The organism is Acinetobacter sp. 809848 (assembly GCF_000581275.1).
Taxonomy (GTDB): domain Bacteria; phylum Pseudomonadota; class Gammaproteobacteria; order Pseudomonadales; family Moraxellaceae; genus Acinetobacter; species Acinetobacter pittii.
On record NZ_JEXG01000030.1, the window covers coordinates 1 to 26,403 of the forward strand.

Annotated in this window: 27 protein-coding genes and 1 tRNA gene; 15 read left to right on the forward strand and 13 right to left on the reverse strand. The window is 38.8% G+C overall.

The genetic code is table 11. The annotated features are described in order from the left end of the window. Positions 1–16: 16 nt before the first annotated feature. From J536_RS18620 to J536_RS18630, 5 genes are all read right to left on the reverse strand, one after another. Complete coding sequence (locus J536_RS18620) at positions 17–409, reverse strand: cation efflux protein, CzcI-like (RefSeq protein WP_002116733.1); 393 nt, start codon at positions 407–409, stop codon at positions 17–19. 196 nt (positions 410–605) lie between these two features. Further along, positions 606–779, reverse strand: a complete 174-nt coding sequence (locus J536_RS25410) for a hypothetical protein (protein ID WP_017400515.1) — start codon at positions 777–779, stop codon at positions 606–608. Positions 780–923: 144 nt separating this feature from the next. Beyond that, positions 924–1,541, reverse strand: a complete 618-nt coding sequence (locus tag J536_RS18625; RefSeq protein WP_017400516.1) for a methyltransferase family protein — start codon at positions 1,539–1,541, stop codon at positions 924–926. Next, positions 1,532–1,726, reverse strand: coding sequence for a hypothetical protein (locus J536_RS26245; protein WP_005067033.1), 195 nt, complete (start codon positions 1,724–1,726; stop codon positions 1,532–1,534). The genes J536_RS18625 and J536_RS26245 overlap by 10 nt, the downstream gene beginning before the upstream one ends. A 56-nt stretch (positions 1,727–1,782) precedes the next feature. After that, entirely contained in the window at positions 1,783–2,181 is a 399-nt protein-coding gene (locus J536_RS18630) for a cation efflux protein, CzcI-like (protein WP_002116970.1), read from the reverse strand. Between the two features lie 148 nt (positions 2,182–2,329). Here J536_RS18630 and J536_RS18635 point away from each other — a divergent pair, with 148 nt between their 5' ends. Both J536_RS18635 and J536_RS18640 read left to right on the forward strand, forming a co-directional pair. Beyond that, entirely contained in the window at positions 2,330–3,022 is a 693-nt protein-coding gene (locus J536_RS18635; RefSeq protein ID WP_002116898.1) for a hypothetical protein, read from the forward strand. A 340-nt stretch (positions 3,023–3,362) separates the two neighbouring features. Beyond that, positions 3,363–3,746: a tetratricopeptide repeat protein gene (locus J536_RS18640; RefSeq protein ID WP_002116715.1), complete on the forward strand. Its 384-nt coding sequence runs from the start codon at positions 3,363–3,365 to the stop codon at positions 3,744–3,746. 44 nt (positions 3,747–3,790) lie between these two features. On the opposite strand, the gene ettA is transcribed toward J536_RS18640, so the two are convergent. Next, positions 3,791–5,452 (reverse strand): energy-dependent translational throttle protein EttA, encoded by a 1,662-nt coding sequence (gene ettA / locus J536_RS18645; protein ID WP_005067029.1) that lies wholly within the window; start codon positions 5,450–5,452, stop codon positions 3,791–3,793. A gap of 295 nt (positions 5,453–5,747) precedes the next feature. On the opposite strand from ettA, the gene J536_RS18650 reads away from it, so the two are divergent. Beyond that, positions 5,748–7,025: an O-acetylhomoserine aminocarboxypropyltransferase/cysteine synthase family protein gene (locus tag J536_RS18650; protein WP_032063593.1), complete on the forward strand. Its 1,278-nt coding sequence runs from the start codon at positions 5,748–5,750 to the stop codon at positions 7,023–7,025. 274 nt (positions 7,026–7,299) lie between these two features. Continuing rightward, positions 7,300–8,190 carry an SDR family NAD(P)-dependent oxidoreductase gene (locus J536_RS18655; RefSeq protein ID WP_002116932.1) on the forward strand — a complete coding sequence of 297 codons (891 nt, stop codon included), beginning with the start codon at positions 7,300–7,302 and terminating at the stop codon, positions 8,188–8,190. Between the two features lie 68 nt (positions 8,191–8,258). On the opposite strand, the gene J536_RS18660 is transcribed toward J536_RS18655, so the two are convergent. Together J536_RS18660 and J536_RS18665 are read right to left on the reverse strand one after the other, a co-directional pair. Beyond that, positions 8,259–10,445 (reverse strand): SulP family inorganic anion transporter, encoded by a 2,187-nt coding sequence (locus tag J536_RS18660; protein WP_017386425.1) that lies wholly within the window; start codon positions 10,443–10,445, stop codon positions 8,259–8,261. A gap of 296 nt (positions 10,446–10,741) precedes the next feature. Further along, positions 10,742–13,090 (reverse strand): Tex family protein, encoded by a 2,349-nt coding sequence (locus tag J536_RS18665; protein ID WP_017386426.1) that lies wholly within the window; start codon positions 13,088–13,090, stop codon positions 10,742–10,744. A 656-nt stretch (positions 13,091–13,746) separates the two neighbouring features. On the opposite strand from J536_RS18665, the gene ompR reads away from it, so the two are divergent. From ompR to J536_RS18685, 5 genes are all read left to right on the forward strand, one after another. Beyond that, positions 13,747–14,511, forward strand: a complete 765-nt coding sequence (gene ompR / locus J536_RS18670) for a two-component system response regulator OmpR (protein ID WP_000060753.1) — start codon at positions 13,747–13,749, stop codon at positions 14,509–14,511. Positions 14,512–14,528: 17 nt separating this feature from the next. Next, on the forward strand, positions 14,529–15,986 hold the full coding sequence (locus J536_RS18675) for an ATP-binding protein (RefSeq protein WP_032063594.1): 1,458 nt from the start codon (positions 14,529–14,531) through the stop codon (positions 15,984–15,986). Between the two features lie 33 nt (positions 15,987–16,019). After that, complete coding sequence (locus tag J536_RS25415) at positions 16,020–16,142, forward strand: hypothetical protein (RefSeq protein ID WP_080779819.1); 123 nt, start codon at positions 16,020–16,022, stop codon at positions 16,140–16,142. Positions 16,143–16,177: 35 nt separating this feature from the next. Next, on the forward strand, positions 16,178–17,692 hold the full coding sequence (locus tag J536_RS18680) for an acetyl-CoA hydrolase/transferase family protein (protein WP_002116671.1): 1,515 nt from the start codon (positions 16,178–16,180) through the stop codon (positions 17,690–17,692). Positions 17,693–17,822: 130 nt separating this feature from the next. After that, complete coding sequence (locus J536_RS18685) at positions 17,823–18,254, forward strand: GNAT family acetyltransferase (protein WP_002116887.1); 432 nt, start codon at positions 17,823–17,825, stop codon at positions 18,252–18,254. Between the two features lie 168 nt (positions 18,255–18,422). Here the strand turns inward: J536_RS18685 and J536_RS18690 are convergent. Both J536_RS18690 and J536_RS18695 read right to left on the reverse strand, forming a co-directional pair. Then, a tRNA-Phe gene (locus J536_RS18690) sits at positions 18,423–18,498 on the reverse strand. Positions 18,499–18,604: 106 nt separating this feature from the next. Further along, positions 18,605–18,988 carry a GNAT family N-acetyltransferase gene (locus tag J536_RS18695; RefSeq protein ID WP_002116928.1) on the reverse strand — a complete coding sequence of 128 codons (384 nt, stop codon included), beginning with the start codon at positions 18,986–18,988 and terminating at the stop codon, positions 18,605–18,607. 102 nt (positions 18,989–19,090) lie between these two features. Here J536_RS18695 and hisB point away from each other — a divergent pair, with 102 nt between their 5' ends. The 5 genes from hisB (at position 19,091) to hisA (ending at position 22,554) form a co-directional block, all read left to right on the forward strand. Further along, positions 19,091–19,684: an imidazoleglycerol-phosphate dehydratase HisB gene (gene hisB, locus J536_RS18700; protein WP_002116767.1), complete on the forward strand. Its 594-nt coding sequence runs from the start codon at positions 19,091–19,093 to the stop codon at positions 19,682–19,684. After that, the gene (hisH, locus tag J536_RS18705) at positions 19,684–20,301 is read left to right on the forward strand and encodes an imidazole glycerol phosphate synthase subunit HisH (RefSeq protein WP_032057222.1); all 618 of its coding nucleotides are present in this window, start codon (positions 19,684–19,686) and stop codon (positions 20,299–20,301) included. The genes hisB and hisH overlap by 1 nt, the downstream gene beginning before the upstream one ends. Before the next feature lie 150 nt (positions 20,302–20,451). Then, a complete protein-coding gene (locus J536_RS18710) occupies positions 20,452–21,000 on the forward strand; it encodes a DUF805 domain-containing protein (RefSeq protein WP_032057221.1) in 549 nt (182 codons plus the stop codon). Between the two features lie 86 nt (positions 21,001–21,086). Further along, on the forward strand, positions 21,087–21,728 hold the full coding sequence (locus tag J536_RS18715; RefSeq protein WP_032057219.1) for a 3'-5' exonuclease: 642 nt from the start codon (positions 21,087–21,089) through the stop codon (positions 21,726–21,728). A gap of 94 nt (positions 21,729–21,822) precedes the next feature. Next, a complete protein-coding gene (gene hisA / locus J536_RS18720) occupies positions 21,823–22,554 on the forward strand; it encodes a 1-(5-phosphoribosyl)-5-[(5-phosphoribosylamino)methylideneamino]imidazole-4-carboxamide isomerase (protein ID WP_000905538.1) in 732 nt (243 codons plus the stop codon). Between the two features lie 54 nt (positions 22,555–22,608). Here the strand turns inward: hisA and J536_RS18725 are convergent, their stop codons facing one another. Both J536_RS18725 and J536_RS18730 read right to left on the reverse strand, forming a co-directional pair. Further along, entirely contained in the window at positions 22,609–24,300 is a 1,692-nt protein-coding gene (locus tag J536_RS18725) for an ATP-binding cassette domain-containing protein (RefSeq protein ID WP_032063596.1), read from the reverse strand. 206 nt (positions 24,301–24,506) lie between these two features. Next, positions 24,507–25,058, reverse strand: coding sequence for a helix-turn-helix domain-containing protein (locus J536_RS18730; protein ID WP_032057217.1), 552 nt, complete (start codon positions 25,056–25,058; stop codon positions 24,507–24,509). A 97-nt stretch (positions 25,059–25,155) separates the two neighbouring features. Here J536_RS18730 and J536_RS18735 point away from each other — a divergent pair, with 97 nt between their 5' ends. Then, the gene (locus J536_RS18735; RefSeq protein WP_032057215.1) at positions 25,156–26,058 is read left to right on the forward strand and encodes a DMT family transporter; all 903 of its coding nucleotides are present in this window, start codon (positions 25,156–25,158) and stop codon (positions 26,056–26,058) included. Positions 26,059–26,094: 36 nt separating this feature from the next. On the opposite strand, the gene J536_RS18740 is transcribed toward J536_RS18735, so the two are convergent. Continuing rightward, entirely contained in the window at positions 26,095–26,400 is a 306-nt protein-coding gene (locus tag J536_RS18740; protein ID WP_005078526.1) for an antibiotic biosynthesis monooxygenase family protein, read from the reverse strand. Positions 26,401–26,403: the final 3 nt, after the last annotated feature.

Genomic DNA, 26,403 nt, shown 5'->3' on the forward strand with positions numbered 1-26,403 from the left:
TTTTCGGCTACCCCACCTATAGCAGGGTTAAAACAGGAGGCGGGTCTTGTTTAGAGATATGAGGGGACTTATAAGAATTGGACCAATAATATTGTTGTTTTGGCTCAGATGACTGTATTAACGGTGAAACAAGTTTTTCTTGTGCTTCTACAATCACAACATGAAAACATGAAGGCAAATGGTCATGATGATCGGACAAGTTTAAGGGAGCTTTATGAGTCCCTACGATATCTGTCTTTTCCGTATGGCTATGCTGTGAAGCTTCATAACTCAACGCTGCATGATGACCAAAATGATGTAATGCCTTTTCCTGATTTTCATGGGCGCAAAATGCCGCTGCCACATTCCATAAACTTTGGAATATAAGCAAACAGAATAAGACGGACATGAAAAGTGCAGAACGTGGCAACAGCACACCATTAAACTAAGAAGTTGAACAAAGCCACTATAGCAGGCAGTGGGCATGTAATAAAATTACATCTATAAGTAGCAGTATAGAAGCGATTCTAATCTCGCCTGAGTAAAGATAAGAATAAATCATTAAGAATCTCTATCTTTACTCATAGGAAACTAATTATTAAGTAATTAGTTTCCTACAAAAGAAATTATTTACGCTTACAAGTTAAATGAGGGTTCTTACTTTCTTCAGCTTTAGCTTTTGTTTCTTGCTTAGACTTAATATTCTTTTCGAGGAATATTAACCCTCCATCAGCATGAGCCAAACTTGTTGAAAGAAGTAAAACCATCAAAACCGATTTTGTATTTAGTTTAATAGACATAATAATCACCAGATCTAAATATTCCTAATTTATTTAAGGACTTAGCCCAGAAATAAAATTAATTTTTCGCATACCTTAGTTAATCAATTCAGGACAAATCTTCTGAGTCTCTAAGAAGCATGCGGATATACTTTCATTTCATTTTTAGAACCAACTAAATAATGAAGGGAGAACACCGTGCAGTCGCAACTCATCAAAAAGTTGGACTAAGGCCGCAACCCAGATAAACCACACCACCTGCGTCAAAAAAATACGGAAATGCTTCGGTGAAACCTGATAGAACTCAGGCTCTTTAAAATTTTTGAAACTTGGTAAAAAGCGTGGAATTGTCTTTATATAATCTGAATATGCAGTTCCATATTTTTCACTCAGGAATGCTTCTTCTTGGCGTATAACAAAATGGTAGTAACAGAGAAAATAAAGCGTGAATACTATTGGAAAGATAAACGTCTCTGTAATCAACATGATCCCGACTCCACCCAGATAACTAAACAGATAGAGTGGATTTCTACATAAAGAATAGGGACCGTCTGTCACCAACTTGGCATTCTTAAATCCGGAAATGTAAAGACTGCACCATATTCTTCCCATTACTCCGATGCCCACAAAAAACCATCCAAAGAACCATAAAATATGTTCTATAAATGCCGCTTGGAAATGCCATTTACTAAAACTTAAAGCAAGAATAATAGCTAAAATCAGCCCAATCACTCGGGAGCTCACAGTTCTAACACGGGGGGAAAATAAAATATTCATTTCCATAAACCTCCATCACTGTGAATCATCAGAGATGAGATAACCGACTCATTAAAATGATATTTTTGTTTTCCCGAAAGATTTGACAGAACCTTATATCCCGCCTTGTCATTAACATAAAGACGTGAATGTTTAAGCGAGTAATCTACATAGAAGATTGCTGCGCTTTGTTTGCACATATAATTAAGCATAAAATAACCCTTTGAAATAAATAAATTTCTGGTGGGTTATTTTTCGGCTACCCCACCTATAGCAGGGTTAAGACAGGAGGGGGATTTAAAGAGCCAAGATACGGAGACTGATAAGAATTAGACCAGTAATAGATTTGTGAAAGCTCATGTACACGCACAAAAGGTTCTTGAGCTTGTTGTGCATTTTCAGTCATCACTACATGAAAACATGAAGGTAAATGATCGTGATGATCTTGCCAGCTTAATAGAGCATTATCAGAATTTTCTACAATACCCACATGTTCAGTCTGCATATGGTCTGAAGATTGATATACATTTAAATCTGCATGATGACCGAAATGTTGTAATGCCATTTCCTGATTTTTATGCACGCAAAATGCCGCTGCCACATTCCATAAGCTTTGGAATATAAGCAAACTAAACAAGACGGACATAAAAACTGTAGAACGTGGCAACGGTACACCATGACAGTAAATTGCACAAAGTCACTATAGCAAGCGATACCAATGTAATAAAATTACAAAATGATTTTTGGTTAATTTATCGCTGTTTTAAAAAAGTTTTTTCTTTAGAAAAATTAATTTCCTGTTTTGAGTTCCTGCAATGTATAAACTATTTTCTACTCTACTTGTTGTCGTCTGTTTAAATTTGAGTGCTTGTGCCACGACATTACTTTCAGAAGCCTTACCTGACGAAACCACAAGAACCGAGAAAATCTTTTTAGCAAAAGATCAAATCATTGCTTTAGGACAAGCTGTTCAAAACCAGCAAGAACAAGGGATCATTTTTGTAGGCCAAGATTTTAGTTACTTAATGACCGAGGGAAGCGCTGAGCTATCAAAACTTCTTCATGCAATCCCAGCAGATCAGCGAAGTCTGACCAATCCGTCCCCACTGGTACTGACCATGGATGACCCAAATCATTTTCATGGTGTTTTACAAATACGCTATAACACGCGTATGGTTGATTTAAATGACTCGCAAAAAGACTTATTAAAATCCCTCGGCTTTAGACAAAATTTCGATATTATTCAAAATCAGCAAACAGCACCTTATCCCTATATCAATATTTTCTTTAAAGGCCAGCTTTATCAATCACAGGGAGCTAAAAAAGTCGAAAAAACCTTAGCGCAACCTTATCCAATTATCCTGCAACAGGAAAATAAAATTACCAAAAAACATCCTTTGAAAAAGGCGACCCGTATGGCACTTTATCCGTTAGCGATGGCATTTGATGTGGTCACGGTGGCCCCTTCTCTGATCTGGGCAGACTTACGAGGTAACTTTACAAAATAGAAGTTCCTGGGCAAAACTAATTAACTAGCTCTTAAGCTAGTTTTGTTTAAAGAAATTTCTTTTGTTTGATATTTATAAATTTTCTCAAAAGTCTTTTACGTTAAATAATAGCTATTTTTTAATTTTAAAAGCTCTAATTTCCCTTAAGAATGCCACTATTCTCATAGTAGTTTCACTTAGCGTAAAAACACGTGTAACTTTTATGTAAGCCAAAACTTCATTATTTTTCATCCAAATGCGCTATATCACATTTACAAAAAAAAACATAATATTTCAATATAAGGGACTAGCTTAAAAGTGTGAGTCAATTCAATTAAATTGAGGAACAAGGGAGACTATCATGAATATGAAATCAATCAAGTATAGGCTTAATCACTTGTTTGCTTTTGAAAACTTACCTTCTGATATGCATTCACAAGCAGTTGATGAAATTGAACAGGGTTTACGCTTTGAGGAACTAGCCGAGCAAGACCATGAACGTATGCAAAACTGGTTAGATGTAACTCCTAACGATCGAAATGCTATGTGGTGCTACCTACGAGCAGCTTTACGTGGTAGCTCTGACGCTTCTTTTAAGCTTGGTATCGGTTATCTAAATGGTCAATTTGGATTAGATAAAAATTATCGTGAAGCTGAAAAATGGCTACAAAAAGCAGCAAGTCAGGGACATCCCGATGCTGAACGCTGCTTACAAGAAGCGTTTAGCAAGCTCGCATTTTCTTAAAATAAAAAACCAGCCCTTAGGCTGGTTTTTTAAATTAACAGAGATTATCCGCTAATTTTTTTGTATTTAGTACGTTTTTGAACAGCGTCTTCACCTAAACGTGACTGACGGTATGCTTCATATTCTGCATAGTTACCTGTGTAGAATTCTGGCTGTTCATTTTCGAATGACAAGATGTGTGTCGCGATACGGTCAAGGAACCAACGGTCATGCGATACCACCATTACCGTACCTGGGAATACAAGAATTGCATCCTCAAGCGCACGTAAAGTTTCAATATCCAAGTCGTTTGATGGCTCATCCAGTAAGATAACGTTTGCACCTTGCTGTAAAATTTTCGCAAGTTGTAAACGGTTACGCTCACCACCAGACAATTCGCCTACGCGTTTTTGCTGGTCTTGACCTTTGAAGTTAAAGCGGCCGATATAAGCACGTGAAGCAATTTCATAATCGCCCACTTTCAAGATATCTAAACCACCAGACACTTCTTCCCAAACAGTTTTGTTATTGTCTAGAGTGTCGCGAATCTGCCCTACGTAAGCCACTTTAACTGACTCACCTAAAGTCACAGTACCTGTATCAGGTTGCTGTTCGCCAGTCATCATACGGAATAATGTTGTTTTACCCGCACCGTTTGGACCAACGATACCTACAATTGCTGTTGGAGGTACAGTAAACGATAAGTTTTCGTACAATACACGGCCGTCAAATGATTTGCTGATACCTTCCACTTCCACAACTTTATTACCCAAACGAGGGCCAGGTGGAATGTAGATTTCAGACGTTTCATTACGTTGCTGGAATTCTTTAGAGTTAAGCTCTTCAAAACGCTCCATACGCGCTTTGTTTTTCTTTTGCTGACCTTTCGCATTTGAACGAACCCATTCAAGTTCTTTTTTCAATGCTTTAGCAAAAGATTCTTCTTGTTTCTGCTCTTGTTCTAAACGAGCATTTTTTTGCTCTAACCAAGAAGAATAGTTACCTTGGTAAGGAATACCGTGTCCACGGTCAAGCTCCAAGATCCACTCGGCAACGTTATCTAAGAAATAACGGTCGTGCGTAATCGCAACGATTGTGCCAGGGAAATCTTTCAAGAAGCGCTCTAACCAAGAAACAGATTCTGCATCTAAATGGTTCGTCGGTTCGTCAAGAAGCAACATGTCTGGCTTCGAAAGCAATAAACGGCAAAGTGCTACACGACGGCGTTCACCACCTGAAAGCTTAGTTACGTCTGCATCCCAAGCTGGAAGGTTCAAGGCATCTGCCGCGATTTCAAGCTGGTTATTTAAGTTATGTGCATCCCAAGCATGGATAATTGATTCTAATTTTTCCTGCTCTTTTGCAAGTGCATCAAAATCTGCATCCGGATCTGCATATTCTGCAAAAACCTGATCAAGGCGCTCTAATGCATCTAAAGCTTCACGCACGCCATCTTCAACGTTACCACGAACGTCTTTAGTCGGATCAAGAGGTGGCTCTTGCTCTAAATAGCCGATTTTAATTCCAGGTTGTGCACGAGCTTCACCAGAGAAATCTTTATCTACGCCAGCCATAATACGAAGCAAGGTAGATTTACCTGCACCGTTCAAACCGAGTACACCAATTTTGGCACCCGGGAAAAATGATAAAGAGATGTCTTTTAAGATTTCGCGCTTTGGCGGAACCATCTTAGACACTCGGTTCATCGTATAAATATATTGGGCCACGCAGGACTCCTCAATTGAAAAACCAATACATCGCATAAGCGATAAATAATCGCGCGTATTATACGCTGAAAACCCCAACAACTTGAAGTTATGATTTCCATCGTACGGATTTATCAAACAATTTTCTTTTTCAATAAGTTGCAAAATGTTTATGGATAAGATTTATACAACGTTTCAGCGTATATTTTTCTATCTTTATTCCTAAAATTAGAAAACAAACCAGAATTTGTGCAATTTTCTATTTAACTTTTAAGCTAGACTCGCTCAATATTTAACTCACGAAGATGAAGTAATCATGACTTATAAAGATGAAACATTAGCAATTCACGCTGGCTACTCACCCGAAGCAACAACAAAAGCGGTTGCGGTCCCTATTTATCAAACCACTTCATATGCATTTGATAATACACAGCACGGTGCCGACCTTTTCGATTTAAAAGTTCAGGGCAATATTTATACCCGGATTATGAACCCGACCACTGCTGTTCTTGAGCAACGCCTTGCTGCACTCGAAGGCGGAATTGGTGCTTTAGCCTTGGCTTCTGGAATGGCAGCGATTACCTATGCTGTCCAAACGATTACTGAAGCAGGAGACAACATTGCCTCCGTCTCAACTTTATATGGCGGAACTTATAATTTATTTGCCCACACCTTACCAAAACAAGGCATTGAAGTTCGCTTTTTTGATTATCAACAGCCGGAAAGCTTACGTAACTTAATTGATGATAAAACTAAACTTGTTTTTGTTGAGTCAATTGGGAATCCACTCGGAAATATTATCGATTTAGAAGCAATTTCAAAAATTGCACATGAATATGGCGTACCTGTCATCGTTGATAATACCGTTGCTACCCCTGCCTTATTAAAACCATTTCAATATGGCGCCGATATCGTTATCCATTCGCTTACGAAATATATTGGTGGTCATGGCAATAGCATTGGTGGCGCGATTATCGATAGCGGCAAATTCCCTTGGGGTAAATATCCAGAGCGTTTTAAAGTTTTGAACACGCCAGACCCAAGTTATCACGGCGTTAATTATGTTGAGGCATTAGGTGAGGCTGCCTATATAGCACGAGCTCGCGTTGTACCATTGCGTAATACAGGTGCTGCAATTAGCCCGCTCAGTGTTTTCTTGATTTTACAAGGCCTCGAAACTCTAAATCTCCGCATGGAGCGTCATACTGAAAATGCGCAAAAAATTGCAGAGTATTTACAGACCCATCCAAAAGTAAAATGGGTGAATTACGCAGGTTTAAAAGATCATCCGCAGCACCAGCTTGCTCAAAAATATGTAAAAGGTAAACCTTCTGCAATTTTATCTTTCGGTGTACAAGATGGGCGTGAAGGCGGTACTCGATTCATCGATGCACTTCAGCTATTTACTCGTCTGGTGAATATTGGTGATGCGAAAAGTTTGGCTTGCCACCCTGCAACTACAACTCACCGTCAACTTAATGAACAAGAGCTTAAATCTGCTGGTGTAAGTGAAGATATGGTTCGTCTTTCTATTGGAATTGAGCATATTGATGACTTAATTGCCGATTTAGACCAAGCACTTTCAGCTGTATAAATTTTAAACCATTCAACAAGCCTCTGGAAATAGAGGCTTTTTTCATTTTTCTGTTCACTATATAACTAAAATAATTAATGGATTAAGATACTATTTTAGAGTTTTTACTCTAAATAAATTGTTAAATTTCATATATTTACAGACTAGACAATTTTTAAACATCTATTAAGATAAAGACAATATTTATGAGTTCATCTGGATGAATCTACGGTTGTAAAAAATAAAAATTACATACCGGAATAAATAGTCCCTGCCCCTACTTAGGTAAAATGCTGTGAATAAAAAATTAGAAGCTCTGTTCCAGGAAAAGGTACAAGATAAAGTCATTTTAGTGACAGGCGCCTCGAGTGGAATCGGATTAACGATTTCAAACAAACTTGCTGATGCTGGAGCCCATGTTTTACTGGTTGCCCGTACTCAAGAAACTTTGGAAGAAGTAAAAGCAGATATCGAAAAACGTGGCGGTAAGGCATCAATTTTCCCATGTGATCTCAACGATATGGAAATGATTGACCAAGTTTCTAAAGAAATTTTAGCAACTGTGGATCACATTGATATTTTAATTAATAACGCAGGTCGCTCTATTCGCCGTGCTGTACATGAGTCTTATGATCGTTTTCATGACTTTGAACGCACGATGCAATTAAATTATTTTGGCGCAGTTCGGCTAGTTCTCAATATCTTGCCGCATATGATTCAGCGTAAAGATGGACAAATCATTAACATTAGCTCGATTGGTGTGTTAGCAAACGCTACTCGCTTCTCTGCATATGTCGCCTCTAAAGCAGCGCTTGATGCATTTAGCCGCTGTCTATCGGCCGAAGTTCATGCACACAAAATCGCAATTACTTCAATTTATATGCCATTGGTTCGTACCCCAATGATTGCACCAACTAAAATTTATAAATATGTCCCAACCCTTTCACCTGAGCAGGCTGCTGACTTAATTGCTTATGCAATTGTGAAACGCCCGAAACGTATGGCAACCAACTTAGGTCGCTTAGCTTCAATGACTTATTCTGTAGCACCAGGCATCAATAATATGTTTATGTCGATTGGTTTCCGTTTATTCCCAAGTTCAGATGCAGCGAAGGGACAAAAAACTGAGAAATTAAACTGGGCACAAAAAGCTTATGCACGTATTTTCCCTGGTGAACACTGGTAATTTTGAGTTAAACGCATAACGAATAAAAAGCGCCTTAACTAAGGCGCTTTTTTTAACTAAAGGACTGATCAATCAAGAAACTGAACGTGCCCTGTTTTTACATCATAAATTGCACCCACAACTACGATCTCACCTCGATCAACCATATCTTTAAGCACACTGCTGTTATTAATAATGTACTGGATATTGTAATGAACGTTCATTGCTGTCACTTGGCTAATAAAAGCATTACCTAATTCACGTGGTTGCATAATGTCATATACGCTATCAACCGAATGCATTAATGGTCCAAGCACATATTGAATGTGTGGCATTTCTTTCACATCAGACACTTGCTTTTGCTCTAAACGCAATTGACATGCACTCGTCACCGCACCGCAATCAGTATGTCCTAAAACAACGATGACTTTAGAACCTTTGGCCTGACATGCAAACTCAAGTGAACCCAATACTTTTTGCCCAGCAATATTACCTGCAATTCGCAAGCTGAACAGATCACCAATACCCACATCAAAAATCATTTCGGTGGGTGCACGTGAGTCCATACACCCAAGGACTGCTGCAATCGGATGTTGGCCTTCATCTGCAGTCACACGAATTTGTCGGTAAATATCTCGTTGAAGGCGTTCATTTTTTACAAAACGTTCGTTCCCTTCTTTAAGTAAGTTGACGACTTGTTGTGGACTCAGCTTTTGCTGCAAATCATGTGTACTAATATCAATATCAAGTACCGCATCATCAACGTCTTGATAGTGCTGTTTGAACCCAACCAATTTAAGGTTTACCTGACGTTTAATAGCTGTTTCACTTTGATAATCTTGAATAACTTGATAGATATCAGGATCAATCGAATCACATTGGGTTGCATCAATAATGAGTTGTTGATGTTTATGTACATGTTCTAATGCTGAAATAAGCGCAGAACGATTAAGAAAGGTGACTTGTGATGGGAGTTCAATACGAGTCACTACGCCATGTAAACGCTTCTCTCTATAAACACGAATACCTTTATTAAAATTGCCATAGAGAATAAAAGCACTACTGGTAAACAGGCCAATTAAAATTCCCATTAAAAGATCGGTCAGCAAAATTGCAACTAAGGTAATAATAAAAGGTAAAAACTGTTTCCAACCTTTTTGATAAAGCTGTTTAAATAGTTTTGGATGAGTAAGCTTAAAGCCTGTCACAATAAGGATCGCGGCCAATGCAGACAAAGGAATCATGTTCATTAATGGCACAAAGAACAAAACCGCCAACAGCAACAATACCCCATGAATAATGGTAGAGCATTTACTACGCGCGCCTGTATTTGCATTCACCGAACTACGTACAATCACTGAAGTCACGGGCATGCCACCTATTAAGCCCGAAACGATATTCCCTGTGCCTTGTGCCCAGAGTTCGCGATTAGGAGGAGAAGAACGTTTTTGAGGATCGATTTTATCTGCTGCCTCTAAATTCAATAACGTTTCTAAAGATGCAACGACAGCCAGAGTGATTGCCCCTGTGTAAATCATAGGCTCAGCTAAATAGCTAAAATCAGGGAAAATTAATACTTCTTCGGGTGCTTGTAAGATATTCGGTAACTGAATGAGGTTATCAATTTGCACTGCCCATGCAGAACCCATACTCACCAAAATAAAATTTAAAACTGCTGCGAGCACAACCGCAATCAAAGCCGAAGGTAAAGCTAGTTTTTTAAGCGGACTGCTATCCCACGCTAAAATTAAAAATAAACTGAGTAAGCCAATAAGTGCAGCGCCTCCATCAAAACGTTGAAGGAATGCATCTGGTGTTGAAGTCCAAACCTGTTTCCATGAAAAATCAGAAAGTCCAAACAGATAAGGTAATTGCGTGGCAATCAGGATCACGCCAATAGCGGCTAATAACCCTAAAATGACATTATTTGGGATAAAGTTCGCAAAGAACCCTAACTTAAATAATCCAAATAGAATTTGTAGAACACCGGCAAAAATAATACATAATAAAAAGGCGGCATAATTGCCGCCTAATTGTTCTAACTGTACAAGGATGACAGCAGTCAGCCCTGCCGCTGGGCCTGCAACGCTAATGTGAGAACCACTCAGTAAACCCACAATAATGCCGCCCACAATACCTGCAATAATACCAGAGATGATGGGAGCACCTGAGGCTAAAGCAATACCCAAACACAGCGGTAATGCAACGAGGAATACGACAACTCCGGACAAGAGGTCTTTCAAATGAAATCTATTTTTCAGGTTTAAAACCGACATAAAACAACCATTTATAATAAAAAGAAATAAGCAAAGTTGTACTATTACAGCCTGAAAGTGAGTAAATGCTTCAAGGCTGGGTTGATGATGTCGAACAACTGAATATCATTAAAGTTTAGTTATGCTATAACGTTGTGTATTTAATTGTGTATTTAACAACGATTTGTTGATCTTAAGATTCACCTCATCTTTACGACTGTTTTTTTCTTATTTCGCTTTTATATAATTATTTAAAACATAATATTTAATCCATAAAAAAGCCTCCAATTGGAGGCCTTTTTATCAATTAAAGACTCTTATTTAGAACCTTTAATCCCTGCTTGTAGCAACAATGCACCTAACCCACCAATTTTTTGTTCTTGAGGTTTCTCTTGCTTGGCGCGCTGAGGACGTTCAGCTTGATCTTTACGTGGTTGAGGGCGCTTACCTTGAGGCTTACGCTCAAAACGCTGTTCTGTATTTTGTTCACGGCGTGGTGGGCGCTGTGCTTTTACAGGTGCAGAACCTTCAGCACGCATACTTAAGTTCACGCGGTTACGTTCAACATCAACCTGCATAACACGCACTTGTACGATCTGACCTGGTTTTACAACCTTATGCGGGTCAGAAACGAACTCATTCGCTAACTCAGAAATATGAACTAAACCATCCTGATGTACACCAATATCAACGAAAGCACCAAAGTTTGTGACATTAGTGATCACACCCTCAAGTTGCATACCTTCAGTTAATTGGCCCACTTCAGTAATATCTTCGCGGAATTTAGCAGTACGGAACTCTGGACGTGGGTCACGACCTGGTTTTTCAAGTTCAGCTAATACGTCTTGTACTGTTGGCAAACCAAATTTGTCATCAACAAATTCATCAGCTTTTACTTGGCGAATGATTTCGGTATTACCAATGATGTCTTTCACAGTTGTCGCTTTTGCTGCAACAATTTTCTCAACAAGACCATAACTCTCAGGGTGAACAGCAGAAGCATCTAAAGGTTCAGAACCATTTTGGATACGTAAGAAACCAGCCGCTTGTTCAAAAGTACGTTCGCCTAAACGTGGTACGCTTTTCAAAGCTTGACGGTTATCAAAACGACCATGCTCTTTGCGGTATTCAACAATTTGCTGAGCAATCGCTTTGTTTAAACCCGCAATGTAAGCCAAGATTGCTGGTGACGCCGTATTTACATCAACACCAACAGCATTCACACAGTCTTCGACTACAGCGTCAAGCGTTTTAGCCAAACCAGTTTGGTTTACATCGTGTTGATATTGACCTACACCAATTGATTTCGGATCAATCTTAACAAGTTCAGCAAGTGGATCTTGTAAACGGCGAGCAATCGACACTGCACCACGAATTGAAACATCAAGCTCTGGAAGTTCTGCCGCAGCAAGTTCACTTGCAGAGTAAACAGATGCACCCGCTTCACTTACAGTCACACGTGTTAATTTGAGGTCGGTGTTTGCAGCCATCATTTCAGCCACTACAGCTTCTGTTTCACGGCTAGCAGTACCATTACCAATAGCAATAAGCTCTACATTATATTCACGGCATAGACGTGCAAGTTCAGCAATAGAGCCTTCTTTATCTTCTTTAGGCGCGAATGGATAGATCGTGCTATGAGCAAGTACATCACCTGCATCGCTTACTACCGCAAGTTTCACACCAGTACGAATACCAGGGTCAACACCTAAAGTAGTACGACCACCTGCTGGCGCTGATAATAATAAATGACGAAGATTTTCAGCAAATACCTGCATTGCTTCTGCTTCGGCAGTAAGTCGTTTCTCTGTTAGCAATGAATGCTCGATTTGAGGACGAACTTTACCCAACCAGAATAATTTTGCAGTTTGTTTTAAAAAATCTTGACGTGCTTGAGGTTGAATTTGCTCAAGGTTGTATTCAGTTTCAATACGCGCTAATGGTGCATCATCTTCACCATCAACTTTTAAACCTAATACATTTTCTTGACGACCACGTAACATCGCCAATAGACGGTGTGAAGGTAATTTGTTTAAACCTTCAGAAAATTCAAAGTAATCACGGAATTTTTTACCGACTTCTTTCTTTTCTTCAGAAGCAACAGTACTTTTTAAAACCGCAGTTTTTGCAAAAGTTGCTTTTAATTCTGTAGTAAGCGCAATATTTTGTGCCCAGTCATCAATCAGAATATGCTGGATCGCATCTAACTGACTTTCAACATCTGGATAGTCTTCATGACTAAAACCAGCCAATGCTTCTGTCGGGTCAACTTGTTCTGCAATAATTTTTTCAGCAATCGGTCCTAAACCTGCTTCTTTTGCTTTAAAAGACTTACTTGTACGCTTAGGACGATACGGTGCATAAATTTCTTCTAAAGCATTTTTTGTTTCGGCTGCATTCACCCGCGCCAACAAGTCATCATTCAATTTATTCTGTTCTTGCAATGACTGAATGACCTTTTCACGGCGCTCATATAAATCACGTAAATACGCTAAACGAGTATCTAATTGGCGTAACTGCGTATCATCTAAACCTTGTGTTACTTCTTTACGGTAACGGGCAATGAATGGAACACTGGCACCTTCGTCAATTAAGCGGATGGCAGCTTCTACTTGGTTTGGACGTACGGCAAGCTCACTTGCCAACTGCTGAACTAAGTCAGTCATCGTGTTTGATCCCACAAGGATAAAGTTTAAAAGCACTGATTATAAAGACCAAGCCCATAAAATCCACACTTGTTTGCGTATTCAAAACGTTTTTTTGTATTGACTCTGAATATTTATACTTTTTACGACTACTAGAGCACGTAAAAACAGTGGTTTAAGTATGAAAAAGTTAAGACTGAAACCTACCTTTTAATCTTTATAAAATATAAACGTACGACTTATGTCATGAACATGACAAAAAATTAATATAATTTATGAGAAAATGATCATATTGATACATAGCCCAGAAGATAAAAATTTGAGGTTGAGCACTACTTTATTCTTCTAATTTCTTATCTACTCAGTTTTTTTATCTTATTCAGCAATCAAAAGTCTATTATATTTATTTCAAATAACTGATTTGAAACAATTAGTTATTACTATTGAGTTATTATAAATTTATTGAAAATTTAACTATTTGTTGTTTTAGGTCGGTCTTTGCTAAATTATGGGCTTAAGATGTTGTTTTTTGGTTTCAAACCACCTTGAAAATTGTAATTTTGAGCAAATTGATACATAGTCTAAACAAGAACATCGGCATTATACTGAGGGCTTGTTGGCAATAAGCCTATCCGACCCAATAATATATAAATTATGACTTTAAAAGGGAGTACATCATGAGTTTAGTTGTACCTGCTGAACATCCTGAAACCGTACACAACGAAACGGATCGTGTCGAACGTATTTTAGTGGTCGATGACGATGTGCGTTTACGTACCCTCTTGCAACGTTTTTTGGAAGATAAAGGCTTTGTTGTAAAAACTGCCCACGATGCTTCTCAAATGGACCGTTTATTACAACGTGAGTTATTTTCACTTATCGTACTCGACTTTATGTTACCGGTTGAAGATGGTTTAAGTATTTGTCGTCGTTTACGCCAATCAAATATTGATACGCCAATCATCATGTTAACAGCACGTGGTAGCGATTCAGACCGTATTGCCGGTCTTGAAGCTGGTGCAGATGACTACTTGCCAAAACCATTTAACCCAAATGAGCTTTTAGCACGTATCCGTGCAGTATTACGTCGCCAAGTTCGTGAAGTTCCGGGTGCACCAAGCCAACAAGTTGAAGTGGTTAGCTTTGGCCCATGGTCTTTAGACTTGTCTACCCGCACACTGACACGCGAAGGACAAATCGTTACCTTAACAACTGGCGAATTTGCCGTATTAAAAGCATTGGTACAACATCCACGTGAACCATTAACACGCGATAAATTGATGAACTTAGCGCGTGGCCGTGAATGGGGTGCAATGGAACGTTCAATTGACGTTCAAGTTTCTCGTTTACGTCGTTTAATTGAAGATAACCCTGCACGTGCACGTTACATCCAAACTGTATGGGGTGTCGGCTATGTGTTCGTTCCAGATGGTGCTGAATAAGCTTGAGATAAGATAGAGTGAGTTTAGAACCAATCGCCCCACAGAACTTTACCGATTACGTGACCTATTCAGAGCGTAAACGGACTCGATGGGAACGTTTTCTCGATAAAATAAAGCCACGTTCTGCTGCCATGCGTACCACTATTCTGGTACTGCTGGTGGTGTTCTTTAGCTTATTTATGTCGTTATGGTTCTTTTGGCGCACTCTTTATTTACCTGAAATTCAACAGCACGCCCGTTATCTTGCGGTCGAGCTTGAGCTCGTCAATAATCCTGATATACGAATTTTTCATCGTGAAAATGAAGTAGATATTGATGCGTGGTTGCGTAATCGAGTCGGTATTGAATACGTTACCAACCCCAAAGAATATCCAAGTGTCCGAGAAAAGGTCATTGCCGAGTTTTTTACCAATCACGTCGAAAAAAAGCTGGCAAATGAGATCGGGACTAAAGACGTTACCGTTTATTTCCAGTTTAAACCGAGCCCACGCATTTGGATTCAAACACCTGAAATGCATGGAAACTGGGTTCGAGAGCCTTTAAAAACCTATGCCAACTACAGTCCTGAACTTTTAGTGGGTTGGGTCGTGGGTGTTCCATTACTGTCGGCTATCATTATTTTAATTTTGGTTCGACAGATGAACCGCCCTCTGCGTCGTTTGCAGAATGCTGCCAATGAATACAGTAAATCCGGAACAGCGCCGTACCTTGATACCAACCACGGTCCACTAGAAATTCGTCAAGTAAACCAAGCCTTTAATCGTATGGTCTACACACTCGATCAGACTGAGCGTGAGCGACGTATTATGTTGGCAGGTATTTCACATGATTTACGCACTCCACTTACACGCATACGTTTAACAGCAGAGATGCTGCCTGATGAGTTTTTACGTGAAGGCTTGGTCTACGATGTAGATGACATGGATGCAATTCTTAATCAGTTCATTTCGTACATGCGCGATGGATCAGATGAGGAGTTGAAAGACACCAATATCAACATGCTTTTGCAAGAACTTGTTGTGCAATTTAAACCTCTCGATATTCAATTCGAGATGCAGGATGTACCTATTATTCCGGCACGTAGCCTTTCTTTAAAAAGATTGATTGCCAACTTGATTAATAATGCAAAACGCTATGGTGCTGAACCGATAGAGCTCAGTGCAAAAGTTGAAAATGAATGTATTTTAATTACCGTTGCTGATCATGGCGAAGGCATTCCTGCAGATCAAATTGAAGAGTTAATGCAACCTTTTGTTCGCGGAGACTCAGCAAGAACCATTCAAGGTAGTGGTCTTGGGCTGGCTATCGTTAAACGTATTGTTGATATTCATCATGGTGAGATTCAAATTCATAATCGTGAACAAGGTGGTTTAGAGGTTATTATTTCTTTACCAATCCCAAAACCGACTACCGAAGAAAATACTACGACGAATCCTTTGGAAAAAATAAAACAAACTTTAAGTGAGCGCTTTTAATTTGATCAATCAACAATTAAAAGCCTTGTTTTAATTACAAATAAAAGCAATAAAAATCAATTAAATAAAGACCATAAATATAATTTATACCATCATTTATTTACAAAATTAGACCTTAGCCTAACACCTATGCACTTTTCAATTTTTCATAGCTAAAATCCCGTATGTTTTGACAATATTGAGGATGTCCAATGTCTTTAAGTCGTATTCGCCTAGCTTCTCTTCATGACAAGGTCATCAGTGCTGAACAAGCTGCGCAATTCATCGAAAATGGAATGACTGTTGGTATGAGTGGTTTTACTCGCGCCGGTGAAGCTAAAGCTGTTCCACAAGCACTTGTAGAGCATGCAAAGAAAAATCCGTTAAAAATCACGTTAATTACGGGTGCTAGCTTAGGTAATGACTTAGACAAACAACTCACGGAAGCAGGTGTTTTATCTCGTCGTATGCCATTTCAGGTAGACAACACTTTACGTCGTGCGATTAACAACGGCGAAGTTATGTTTATTGACCAACACTTGTCAGAAACTGTTGAACAAATGCGTAACCAGCAGCTTAAACGTCCAGACGTTGCGGTGATTGAAGCAATTGCGATTACTGAAGATGGCGGTATTATTCCAACAACTTCGGTTGGTAACTCTGCAAGTTTCGCAATTTTTGCCGAAAAAGTTATTGTTGAAATCAACACCTCTTTAAGCGAAAGCTTTGAAGGTTTACACGACATCTATATTCCGACTTATCGTCCAACACGTACTCCAATTCCATTGACAAAAGTGGATGAGCGTATTGGTACAACAGCAATCCAAATTGATCCTGCAAAAATTGTAGGTATTGTATTTAACGATACACATGACTCACCGTCAACAGTAACTCCTCCAGATGATGAGACTCAAGGCATTGCAAACCACTTAATTGCTTTCTTTAATAAAGAAGTTGCAGAAGGTCGTTTACCGAAAAACCTTGGTCCATTACAAGCAGGAATTGGTTCTATTGCCAACGCTGTACTAACAGGTTTAAAAGATTCTGATTTTGAAGACCTCATCATGTACTCAGAAGTACTACAAGACTGTACTTTTGAACTCATTGATGCAGGCAAAATGAAATTTGCTTCTGGTAGCTCAATTACACTTTCTGCAAAATGTGGCGAAAAAGTTTTTGGCAATATCGAAGCTTACAAAGACAAATTAGTGCTTCGTCCACAAGAAATTTCTAACCATCCTGAATTAGTTCGTCGTTTAGGGATTATCGGCATTAACACTGCGCTTGAGTTTGATATTTACGGTAACGTGAACTCAACTCACGTGTGCGGCACTAAAATGATGAACGGTATTGGTGGTTCAGGTGACTTCGCTCGTAACGCCCACTTGGCGATCTTTGTAACCAAATCAATTGCTAAAGGCGGCGATATCTCTTCTATCGTGCCAATGGTGAGCCACGTTGATCACAGTGAACACGACGTTGATATTTTAGTGACAGAGCAAGGTTTAGCTGACTTACGCGGTTTAGCGCCTCGTGAACGCGCTCGTGCAATTATCGATAACTGTGTACACCCACTTTATCGTGATGCATTAAATGACTACTTTGACCGTGCATGTGCTAAAGGTGGACATACCCCTCACTTACTTCGTGAAGCATTGTCTTGGCATGCAAACTTCGAAGAAACAGGTCAAATGCTTCAAGCAGCACCAGTTGCAAAATCAGCTTAAATCACTGGTTGAATCCAAGCACTCCTTCGGGGGTGCTTTTTTATTTGTTTAAATTATTAATAAAAAACTGCTCAAGCCCGAATTTTTATTTTATCTTTTGAGCACATCAAAACAAAAAGTAGAAATCCATATGTTTATTATTCGTCAATTTACAAATGCAGATCTGGATGATGTCGTTATTTTATGGGAAAGCTGTGGACTGACCCGCCCTTGGAATAATCCGGAAACCGATATTTTCAGGAAAGTCTCACAACAGGATGATTTGTTTTTAGTTGCTATTAAAGATGAGCAACTGATTGGTACGCTTATGGGCGGCTACGACGGTCATAGAGGCTGGATCAACTATTTGGCTGTTCACCCCCACCAACAACGCTTAGGAATCGCTACAGCGCTCGTTCAGCAGCTTGAGAAGCGCCTCATCGCTCGGGGTTGCCCAAAGCTTCAATTATTAGTCCGTAAAGACAATTTGAATGTATTGAATTTTTACGAACAACTTGGCTATGACGAGGTAGAAGCCGTGTGTTTAGGAAAACGACTTATTCGTGATAGTTCTCATGATTAGAACCACGTTTCAGTTGAGCCATTTTTAAAAACTTAAGGCGATATTGGGGATAACCCTCTTTGCTTGTGGATAAAATGAGATTTATACACAGGTAAAGTCTTAATCTTGTTATTAAATAAACAGGCATGAAAAAAGCCCCATACATTATGAATGGGGCTTTCTTGAATATGGTGGCGAGACCCAGGATCGAACTGGGGACACACGGATTTTCAATCCGTTGCTCTACCTACTGAGCTATCACGCCGAAGTGGGCGTATTAAACAATGTTTACAAGAAGACGTCAAGCAACTTCCGCGTTTTTTGTAACAAGTGATTATTTTTAAATCACAACTACAAAATAATAGAAATTTTTAGTGATGTAGTTTACCAATGTGAGCCAAACAGCGATGAATCGCGCCACAGCCTGGCTCAAAAGTTTTAACACCTTTTGACTCTTCTATGCGGCAAGCTTCTTCAACTAAGCGCTCAGCTACCCCACGACCACGGTTAGCAGGGTGCACAACAATATATTCAAGGACCTTGCTTTCGCCTTGTCCTGAAGACCAAATTGCACCTATAATTTTGGTGTTAAATTCGGCAGTGTATAGCGTGGTATACTGTTGTAAATCTTGTTCAAGTTGTTCAATCGCATCGTGCCCGTCACCAAACTCCGGACTTGTATCATACAGTCGCTCAAGCTGATCGCGGATCTCTGAATTATCTAGAGAACTATAAGCATGTACGGTAATAGGCATTGATTAACCCTCCTGAGCAAACTATGATGCTGTCACGAATTCGTCACAGCGAAATTGTCGTTAACATCCAATCATTTTTGACGTTTTTTGAGGAACGTGTCCATGACGCAACGTATCAGTGAAGTGGTTAGAAATACCAATGAAACCAAAATTCGAGTTCGTTTAAATCTCGACGGTACTGGTCAAGGCACACTAAACACTGGAGTTCCATTTTTAGACCATATGATTGATCAAATCAAGCGACATGGCTTATTTGATATCGATATTCATTGTGACGGAGACCTCGAGATTGATGATCACCACACCGTAGAAGACTGTGGTATCACGCTTGGACAAGCTTTTGCACAAGCTTTAGGCGATAAAAAAGGTTTAAAACGCTATGGTCATTTTTATGCACCATTAGACGAAGCTTTATCTCGCGTTGTTGTCGATTTATCTGGTCGTCCGGGTTTATTCATGGATATTCCATTTACTCGTGCGCGCATCGGTACATTTGATGTCGATTTATTTTCTGAGTTTTTCCAAGGCTTCGTAAACCATGCGCTTATGACCTTACACATCGATAATTTGAAAGGTAAAAATAGCCACCATCAAATTGAAAGTGTGTTCAAAGCACTTGCTCGTGCTTTACGTATGGCATGTGAAGTTGATCCACGTGCAGAAAATACGATTGCATCGACAAAAGGTAGCCTCTAATGACACGTATCGCGTTACTTGATTATGGCATGGGCAATCTACACTCAGCGGCTAAAGCACTTGAGCACGTGGGCGCTACAGTCGATGTGACCAATGATCCAAAGTTAATTGCACAAGCCGACAAAATTGTTTTTCCAGGTGTTGGTGCAATGCGTGACTGTATGCAGGGTATGCGTGAAGCAGGTATTGATGAAGTCGTACGTAAAGCTGCTTTTAATAAACCTGTTCTTGCGATTTGCGTAGGTATGCAAGCATTGCTACAAAGTTCTGAAGAAAATGGCGGTGTAGATGCATTAGGTATTTTTGATGGCGTAGTAAAACATTTCCCTCAAATGGAAGGTTTAAAAGTACCGCACATGGGCTGGAACCAAGTTCACCAAATGGACTCAAACCATCCAATGTGGAACAACATCGAACAAGATGCTCGCTTCTACTTTGTACATAGTTACTATGTCGAACCAAAAGATGAAAGCGTTGTGGCTGCGACTTGTGAGTATGGTGTGAACTTCTGCACAGCCATCCACAAAGATAATTTATTCGCGACTCAATTCCACCCAGAGAAAAGTCATACTGCTGGTTTGCAGTTACTTAAAAACTTTGTGGAATGGAATATTTAATCTGATTTAAAACTGAAAAAGATCAGGTCGAGATGGCCTGATCTTTTTTTTATTTACAATAATAACTAATCATTTATAGAATGATGTTTTATTCAACAAAATATTGAATATTTATACTTCTAAATAAAACCAAATGATCAGGAAAACAAAATGAATTCACCTTTTGAAAATCAGCCACTTCAACAAGATTCCCCCTTTAAAGCTAGTGGTCGTTTTGGGCGACTCTCTTATGCTGCTTGGACATTCTTATTTTCATTCGTCATCGGTATCGCCGTTGTCATCATCGCTTTTACTTTTGGGTTTACATCTAGTCAGGAACTAACCGGTCTTTCTACGGCAGGCATGATTGTTATCGCCATTCTCTATATTGTTTGCCTCTATGTAAGCTTTGTATTTACCATCCGCCGCTTGCACGACCGCAATAATACAGGATGGCTATCATTACTGATGCTGATCCCTGCCGTAAACCTCATTTTTATGATCTATCTCTTTGCGGCAAAAGGTACAGAAGGCAATAATGATTATGGCCCACAGCGCCCTACTCCTGGTTGGGAACGCGTTTTAGGCTGGATTTATATTGTCCTAATTCCACTTGCTTTGGTTTTTGCTGTCGTTGCCACAATCATGTCTCCGACCTATGAAGGCTATGTCGAGAAAAGTGAAAGTGTGGTCATTGGTACACCTTCTCAGTCTCAGTAATTTTTAAAGACATTCATAAAGCCTAGTCCTCTAGGCTTTATTCATATATAAAGTGAATAGCCCAATTCATTTGTACGCTGTTAAATATGTCCGAAGCCGTTGCCCTCCTTGATAAAGCCTCTATTCAGCAGCTTCCTCCTTTTAAAAATCTTAACCACCATAATATTGTGGTGATTGAAAATATTGAGCAATGCAAAAGTATTGAAGAAGAATTAAAAAACGCTGCAATTTTGGGATTTGATTCTGAATCTAAACCTACATTTAAAGTGGGTGAAATCTCAACTGGTCCACACTTGATTCAACTTGCTACAGCACAAAAAGCCTATTTATTTCATGTCAATTCATCGACTTTAAAATTCTTGCAGCCCATTTTATCTAACCAGAAGCAAATTAAAGTCGGTTTTGGCCTTAAAAATGATAAGCACATTTTTCATAAAAAAGGTATAGAGCTAGAAAGTGGTGTGGACCTTGCCAAAGGGTTTAGTCACTTTGGTTTTAAACAGCAAATGGGCTTACAAAAAGCGGTAGCACTGTTATTTGGACAATATCTCGCAAAGTCGAAAAAAGTCGGAACTTCAAACTGGGCACGAAAGCCACTTACATCTCAGCAAATAAATTATGCCGCCGCTGATGCTTATGCTGCATTACTCGTATTTGAAGAGCTCAGAAACCAAAAACTATTACCCGCTCACATTTCACAAACTATTCAAACCGCACTTCAAGCGTAAAGTAATAAAAGTCTTTTCTAAGGCTTAGCGATTGATCAATACTTTGCTAAGATGTGCACAATTTCATAATCATGATGAAGCAAGGAGCGGAAGCATGCTAATCATTCCAGCAATTGACCTGAAAGATGGTAAATGTGTGCGTTTAAAACAAGGGCGTATGGAAGACGATACCGTTTTCTCTGACGATCCGGTTGCAACTGCCCAGCATTGGGTAAATGAAGGTGCGCGCCGTTTGCATTTGGTTGATTTGAATGGTGCTTTCGCAGGTACGCCTATTCATAAGCCTGTTGTTGAAGCGATTGCTAAAGCTCAGCCAGAATTACCAATTCAAATTGGTGGTGGTATTCGCTCATTAGAAACCATTGAACACTATTTAGAAGCTGGCGTGACGTTTGTCATTATCGGTACTAAAGCCGTTCAAGAGCCTGAATTTGTAGAAGAAGCTTGTAAACGTTTCGCAGGCCACATCATTGTTGGTATTGATGCCATGAATGGTATGGTTGCAACTGACGGCTGGGCAAACGTTACTGATGTGAAAGCAACTGATTTAGCGAAACGCTTTGCTGATGCAGGCGTGTCTAGCATTGTTTATACAGACATTGCTCGTGACGGCATGATGCAAGGTGTAAACGTTGAGCAAACTGTAAACTTGGCTCAATACTCAGGCTTACCAGTAATTGCTTCTGGTGGTGTAACCAACCTTGATGACGTTCGTAACTTAAAAGGTCAACCGGGTATTTTAGGTGCGATTACAGGCCGCGCAATTTATGAAGGTACTTTAAACCTTCGTGAAGCTCAGCTTTTGTTAGATGAAAACCGTCTTTAATTTTTAAGATGTAAAAAAGAGCCGCTTTAGGCTCTTTTTTATTTTTGATTATCTTTAGTTTAATAACTTTTCTAAATCGATTACCTCATCCGCAATTTCCATTGCATAGGGCGAATGTGTAATCATGATTACGGATGGAACAACCTGCTGAATATATTCAAGTATATTTTTTGCAGTATCTACATCCAAGGCGGCAGTCGGTTCGTCTAGGATGATGAGCTGCGGGCGAGCTAAAAGACCTCGAAGAATGCAAATTCTTTGCTTTTCTCCTCCTGAAAAATTCTTATAAATTTCAGTTAAATCATCATCGAGCGTTAGTCGATGTTTTTTCAAAATATGTAATAGATTAAATTGATCAAGCATCTGAAGTAAGTAAGAATCTTCATATATGTGCGAGGAGTTATAAACTAAATTATCTCTAAGGGAATAAGGGAAAATAACTGGTTGCTGTGCAACGTAAACAACCTCATCAAAAATATGTTTAGAGAAATTTTGGCTAATATCAATATTCTTATAGCAAAGCTGCCCTGATTGAATCTGATAGACACCCATTAAATAATTCATTAGAGAAGTCTTTCCCAAGCCAGTTGGCCCAATCACGACATACGTTTTATTGGCTAATATTGTTAAATTAAAATGATCTACGGCTCTTTTCCCAAGTAAAAATTTAGCATTTATAAATTGAAAGAGAACGTTGGAGTCTTGAACGATAGAATGCGTATAATTTTCTTTATTGAGATTAAAGTATTTTCGATATTTTGCTAAGGCGACAAAGTTACCATTTAAACGCATCAAGCTTTGAGAAACCGCTAAAAATGGATTGGTGAGTTGAATAATATAAGTACTTATCAATACGAAAGCACCCGGTGTAAGCTGCTTTTCAGTTGAAAGAAAGACTGTAAATAACATAAAAAAGAGTAAAAACAAAAAGATCAGGAACAATTGAGAAATCATCAATAGCCCTATTTTTTTATTCCTATCTTTAGCTGTTTTGATGAATGAGTCTAATGTGGTATTAAATTTTGACAATTGAAACGGTACTGCATTTTTTACTTTAATTTCATATGAATTTGAGATCTGATGTATCAAATCGCTATTTACCTGATTATCTTGTTGATACATCGAATCAAATAAAGAACTACTTCTTTTATTTATATGAAAGGAAACTAAAAAAATAACGATAGCTACCAATAAAAAACTGATACTAAAAAGTAAGCTAATAGTTGTAAATAAAACTGCAAAGATCATAACCAATTGAAAAATGATTGGCCCCAAATGAAGCAGCAACGTTAGATTTATCTCACCAAAAGCAGAACTTCCTCTTGCAAGATCACTGATGACTGTTCCAGCTTCAATTTGATCTTGCTCATCTTTTTTAAGATTTAAATAATTTTTTAACCCCGCAAAAATTAATGCTCCTTTGAAATCAACCATCAAATAAGCACTAAAAATATTTTTCGTCCAATTACATAACTCATTTGCTAACCATGCTGCAGCATAAGCGAGTACGATTAGATATAAGAAATTAAATGGAAGTCGAATATCTAGTGGAAAGTTATATGCCTGTGCAGAGTAATCAATAATAATTTTTAATAGGTATGGCAATAATGTCGTAAAGAATGCTGTAAACGTTACTAATAAAAACATGAGAAACATACTCCCTTTCTGCTTCTTATAATTTTCTTTAGAAACCTGCCATAAAAATTTATAGTTTTGAATATCTTGTGAACTTAATAAGAACTTCATTTCTGTATCTTTTTTCTATTAAAACGAGTTAAAAATAATTTCATTACACACGAAATATCATAACTTGCCTTATTTATTCTTATTCGTATTTTTTGTTTAAATTGAATTCACAGGTTTTTAAGATAGGTCATATACATCATATATGCCTTCAATAAACTGCATAAATTTTAAAAACATATATTTTATTAAAAAGCTTAAATTCCAAATCAATACACCACATTACGAGTAAATTTAAGCACTTGGTTACCACTATTGATATAGGTATAAGTAACAGAACTTTCAAAAATAAAAGATGAACCAGCTGGTATTATTTTTTTGCTGTCAGTAAATTGTATGGTCAACTCACCTTCTAATACGTAAATAATTTCCTGCCATCCGTCTGCATCTGCTTCCGCCACGTAAGACTCTCCCACTGCCAAAGACCATATCCAAAGCTCAACTTGGGAACGAGATGGAACTGAAGCGAGCAAGGTTGCTTTACTTTCTTCATCTTTACCCTGCCAAGCGAGTGCATTTACTACAGCATGTTCTTTATGCTCAGGTGCACTCACAATCGTTTTAAAATCCACACCCAACACTGCTGCAATCGCATCGAGTTTGGCCAAACTAATATTGACCTGTCCAGTTTCCAAAGCAGCAATGGTTCGTCTACTCACACCTGCCTGATCTGCCAAATCTTGTTGACTCAAATCTCGCTCATCTCTTAATGAACGAATATTTGTGCCTACGTGCTGTAAAACGGTACTCGACTGGCTCATAGAATGGATTAGTAAGAAAATTTGAGCAATATATTGCACAAAATACAAGAATAGCGCAATATGTGCAGTATATTGCACAATTTAATTTAACTTGAGTATGTCACCAATTTCTCTGAGTTCAAGCAAAGCCCCACAGTTAGCCCTCATTTTGATTACGATCATTTGGGGAGGAACATTCCTTACTGTGCAGTATGCGCTGAATTTTGCATCACCTATGTTTTTTGTAGGCTGTCGTTTTGCTGTAGCAGCTCTTACTTTGCTTCTTATCTCATTAAAAAGTATGAAAGGTGTTACTTTAAAAGATTTAGGCGCTGGTAGCGCGATTGGTCTTGTGATTGCGGCAGGCTACGGCACCCAGACCATTGGCCTACAAACCATTCCGAGTAGTGAATCCGCTTTTTTAACGGCGCTATACGTTCCGCTTGTTCCTATTTTAATGTGGCTCATCTTTAGAAAAACTCCCCATATCATGACTTGGGTGGGAGCCGCTCTTGCCTTTGCTGGCCTTGTTTTATTGACGGGCAATGGTTTTGAACAAATTTCCTTAAGTTTTGGTCAGCTTTTAACAATCCTGGGTGCCTTTGCGATTGCTTTAGAAATTATTTTTATTAGCTACTTTGCTGGAAAGGTAAATTTACGCCGCGTCACAATCATTCAACTTGGTGTCGCTTCTCTACTTTCTTTCGCTATCATGCCTGTGGTGGGTGAACATACGATTCCAGCATTTTCATGGCCCCTAGTACTGATTGCTATTGCGTTAGGTTTAGCGAGTGCACTCATTCAATTTGTTATGAACTGGGCTCAACGTGTGGTTGATCCTTCACGTGCTGCAATTATTTATGCAGGCGAACCTGTTTGGGCGGGCATTATTGGCCGAATTGCAGGTGAGCGTTTGCCAATGATTGCCCTTTTTGGCGGTGCTTTAGTAGTCTTAGGCGTTTTAGTCAGTGAGTTAAAAATTAAGTTACCAATTAAAAAAGCTAAAAGAATTCGAGAATAAAAAAAGAGAGCTTAACGCTCTCTTTTTTACTATCTATCATTTTTTCTTCAATAACCTACACGGTTGGTAGTACTCAACCGTCGGCATTGGGTCATAAAATGGATGGAGCAAAGTTTTCCATTCTTGATAAGCCTCAGACTTTCTAAACCCTTCTGTATGGTTTTCAATTTCATCCCAGAAAATCATTAAAATATAATGATGTGGGTCAGTTGCATGCTTAATCAGTTGGACCGCATTAAAGCCTTCCATTGGATAAACAATATGTTTAGCCTGCTCGAATGCTTCAAGAAATGCTTCACTTTGCCCAGACTTTATACTCAAATGTACATGTTCAATAATCATAAT